The 4,197-nt window shown below is 73.5% G+C and carries 2 protein-coding genes and 1 pseudogene; 1 reads left to right on the forward strand and 2 read right to left on the reverse strand.

Annotated elements, in window-relative coordinates; genetic code table 11:
- Positions 1 to 49: 49 nt before the first annotated feature.
- Positions 50 to 2,698, reverse strand: coding sequence for an ATP-dependent helicase HrpB (gene hrpB / locus G6R24_RS18815; RefSeq protein ID WP_163550518.1), 2,649 nt, complete (start codon positions 2,696 to 2,698; stop codon positions 50 to 52).
- A gap of 439 nt (positions 2,699 to 3,137) precedes the next feature.
- Here hrpB and G6R24_RS24605 point away from each other — a divergent pair.
- Positions 3,138 to 3,191: pseudogene (locus G6R24_RS24605) on the forward strand (hypothetical protein); the annotation flags it as partial.
- A 111-nt stretch (positions 3,192 to 3,302) separates the two neighbouring features.
- On the opposite strand, the gene G6R24_RS22865 reads toward G6R24_RS24605, so the two are convergent.
- Positions 3,303 to 3,824, reverse strand: coding sequence for an ATP-binding protein (locus tag G6R24_RS22865; protein ID WP_225438725.1), 522 nt, complete (start codon positions 3,822 to 3,824; stop codon positions 3,303 to 3,305).
- Positions 3,825 to 4,197: the final 373 nt, after the last annotated feature.

The raw sequence follows: 4,197 nt of genomic DNA on the forward strand, positions 1-4,197 counted from the left end.
GGGTCTCGTATGACAGCGGAGCTCGGCCAGTACTGTCGCGCCGGTGCGGTCAGCGGGTGCGGGGGGTGACGCGGCGGGTCGGTGGGGCTGTGGTCGGGTCGTCCGGCCAGGGGTGGCGGGGGTAGCGGCCGCGCAGTTCGGCGCGGACCTGTGGGTAGCCGGTGCGCCAGAACGAGGGCAGGTCGCTCGTCACCGCCACCGGGCGTCCTGCTGGCGACAGCAGGTGGAGCACGAGTTGCGCGCGGCCGTCGGCGACGGCGGGTAGCCGCTCCCAGCCGAACACCTCGGCGATCCTCACGGCGAGCACGGGGCCGGCCGCGCCGCTGGTGCCGCTGTAGTCGAGGCGCACCTGGGAGCCGCTGGGCACCGCGACCCGCTCGGGTGCCAGCTCGTCCAGCCGGGCGGCCTGTGGCCAGGGCAGGAGCCGGCGCAGCGCGCGGCCGGCATCGATGCGTCCGAGGTCGGCGCGGCGTCGCACGCCATCGAGGTCCGGCCCGAGCCAGTCCGGGGCGGTGTCCAGCAGGGCGGTGTCGGTGACGTCGGGCCAGGGGGCACCGAGCAGCCGGTGGCAGAACGCGAGCCGGTCGCGCAGGGCGAGCGCGTCGGCGTTCCAGCGCAACACGGCAAGCCCCGCGTCCCGCAGTCCGTCGAGCACCGCGGCCCGCAGCAGGGACGGGTCGGGCCTGGCCACCGGGCGTTCGGCGAGAATGATCGTGCCAAGCCGCTCGAGCCGGCGGGCGACGATGTCGCCACCGGACCAGGCGACCTCGTCCTCGGTGCGCAGCAGCGCCGCGCCCGCCTCCCGTGCGGTGGCCGCGTCGAGGGTGACGGCCAGGCGCACCCGGGCGGACGTCCGGTCGGGCTCGCGGTCGGCGACCGCGACGGCGAGCCACTGTGCCCCGGTCAACGCCGAGCCTGGGGCGAGCTCGGCACCGGTCCCCCCGGCCATCAGGTAGTTCGAGCTGCCGGGGGCGCGGACCCGCGCGAGCCGCTCGGGGAAGGCGAGGCCGACCACCAGCCCCGCCGCGAGATCGTCAGTCAGCCCATCCGTTCCCCGCGCCGCAGGCCCGGCAGGCCCGGCAGGCGCGGCCGAGCGCAGCCGGCGGGTCTCCTCCCGCCAGCGGGCGGTCGCGGTCCGGTCGGTGTTGTCGCGCAGGCGGCGCCACGCGGCGACGAGGTCGTCGGAGGGGCCGCCCGCCGGGCCGTCCGCGGAGAGGATCGCCACGACCTCCGCCGCGCGGCGGGCGCCGACGGCCCGGGCGCCGTCGAGTAGCGCCCGGGCGAGCCGCGGATGGGCCCCGACCTGGGCGATCGAACGTCCTCGCGGGGTGACCCGGCCGGTCTCGTCGACCGCGCCGAGGGCCCGCAGCGAGACCCCGGCGGCCTCCATCGCGCCGGCGGGAGGGTCGCTGGGCAGGGGCAGTCCCACGCCGCCGGGATGGCCCCAGACCGCGAGTTCCAGGGCGAAGGCGGTGAGGTCGGCGACGGCGATCTCCGGTTCCGGCTGGGCGGGCAGGCGGTCGTGCTCGGCGGCGGACCAGCAGCGGTACACCCGGCCCGGCGCCTCCCGACCGGCCCGGCCCGCGCGCTGCCCGGCGGACGACCGCGACACCCGCACGGTGACCAGCGAGCCCAGCCCGCGGGCGTGGTCCATCCGCGGGGAGCGGGCCAGGCCGGCGTCGACGACGACCCGCACGCCGGGCACTGTGAGGCTGCTCTCCGCGACCGCGGTGGCCAGCACGACCCGGCGACGCGGGCCGGCGCGCAGCACCGCGTCCTGTGCGGCGCCGGTCTGGCGGCCGTGCAGGGTGAGCACGTCGACCGTGCCACGGTGCCCGGCGAGCCGGCCGGCGACGGCGGTGATCTCACCAGCCCCGGGCAGGAAGACGAGCACATCCCCGGACGTCTCCCGTAGCGCGCGCCCGACGGTCGCCCCGACGTGGTCGAGCAGCCTCGGGTCGACCCGCAGGCCGTGCGCCGGGGTGATCATCCCAGCTGGGGGCGCCCAGACCACCTCGACGTCGTACATCGAGGCGTCCGTCCCGATGACCGGCGCGGGTGGGCCGGGCGCGCCGAGCATCGCGGCCAGCCGTGGGGTGTCGGCCGTCGCGGAGGCGGCGAGCAGGAGCAGGTCGGGGCGCAGCGCGGCGCGGACGTCGAGCAGGAACGCGAGCGCCAGGTCGGTGTCGAGGCTGCGTTCGTGGCACTCGTCGAGGATGACCGCGTCGGTACCGGGCAGCTCGGGGTCGCGTTGCAGCCGCCGGACGAGCACCCCCGTCGTGATCACCTCGACCCTGGTGGACGGCCCGACCCTGCGCTCACCGCGGATCGTGTAGCCGACCGCGCCCCCCACCTCGCCGGCATCGACACCGACTCCGGCACCGCCGCGACCCGCGGCATCCGCGCGAGCTCCGGCACCACCGGCCACGCCACCCCCGGCGAGGCTGGCCATCCGCCGTGCCGCGGCACGGACGGCGATCCGCCGCGGCTCGACGACCAGTATCCGGCCCGGGACGTGGTCGGCGAGCGCGAGCGGGACGAGTGTCGTCTTACCGGTGCCTGGCGGGGCCACCAGCACCGCGGCCCCGCTGGCACCGCCCGATCCGGGCTGGTCGTGGGGGCTCAGCGCGGCCATGAGCGCGGGCAGGGCGGCTCGGACGGGCAGGTCCGCTCCGGCGACCGTGAGGTCGGGCAACATGCGCTCAGTGTCCTCGGATCACGCGGCGTGGGGCGGGGCGGGGCGACCCCTGGCTCCTCATGCAGCCGTAGCTCGACGAGCTGATCCAGCGTCCGGTCCGGTTCGGCGCGAACACAGTCCTTGATCTCGTTGTACTGGACTTCTCGACCGCGATCACTTGAGCACGTAAGTCATCCACCGGTGTGGTTTCTTGACCTGTCAAGTAAAATCGGCCTGGCTGCGAGCTTTCGGCCGCGTAGCGTGGCCCCATGGCGACCTCGGATGCTCCAGGGCCGGGTGGGCTCGATTCCGAGGACCAACAACCTGGGCGGCTGTCGCCAGCCTGCTGACGTGGCTACCGATCGCGCTCGACGACCAGCTTCGGCGTGAGTCCGAACTAAGCCACTTCGAGTACACCATTCTCGCCGCCCTCTCCACCATCGACGACCTGACGCTTCGGATGAGCCAGCTGGCGGTCCTCGCGAACGGATCGCTGTCGCGGCTGTCCCGCGCGGTCGCGCGGTTGGAGGTCCACGGCTGGGTGACCCGGAAGCCGGATCCGGTGGACGGCCGTTACACCCTGGCCACTCTCACCGACAACGGCGCGACGGTGCTTGCCGCCGCGTCACCCGGCTACATCGGGGCCGTCAACCGGCTGGTGTTCGACGCGATTTCGCCCGCCCAGGCGCGGCAGCTGAGAACCATCGCCGGGCGCGTTCTCACCGCGATCGAGGGTGAGCTCGGAGTGAAGCGCGGGCTGCACCGGTAGCCGGCGGCGGTGCGGCCACACCGGGCGGGCCAGGTATTCCTCGAGCCGGTCCAGTGGGCGGGCCGGTTCGGCGCGAATGTAGTCCTTGATCTCGTTGTACTGGGTGCGGCCCTCGGCGATCGCGTGGAGCACGGCCGCCGGGTATTCGCCGTGCTCCACTTCGGTGGCGAGTACGAGTTGGCCTTCGGTGAGCAGCGGTGCCCCGGGCCGGCAGGCCAGCCGGAGCAGGTTGTCGGCGAGGTCGGCATCCTGATCCCACCACGACAGGTACAGCGGAACTCCGCCGACCAGGCCGTAGACGAGCGCCCGGTCGGACGGTGGCGGCCTGCCACGGAGGTGTCCACGACCACCCTCGAGAAAAAACGTGAACCTGGCCACGACAGAAAACCCCGACACCGATCGTCCAGCGCTTTACCTGCCCTGGGGAGCGGCAGTCAAGAAAAAGTGCCAGGCGGCACATCCGGTAGGCGCGGAGAATGCGGAGTAAAATCTCTCGACGGAAATTCTCCCACCCAGGACGGAGAACAGGCAGGACCAATTCCCTTTTGTGCCAGACATGCCGTTCAGTTACCGTTCGATCCATGGGAATACGGAGATGGACACAGCGGGTCGCACTGTCCTCGGCGTTTGTGGCGAGCAGTCTGGTCGGTCTGGGTATCGCGGGTTCCCCGTCTCAGGCAGCGGCATGCACACCACTCGGGCCCACGAGCGATGATGGATCGTCGGTCACCTGCGTCACGTACCCGGTGTC

The sequence above is a fragment of the Candidatus Frankia nodulisporulans genome (assembly GCF_902806475.1).
Lineage (GTDB): Bacteria > Actinomycetota > Actinomycetes > Frankiales > Frankiaceae > Frankia > Frankia umida.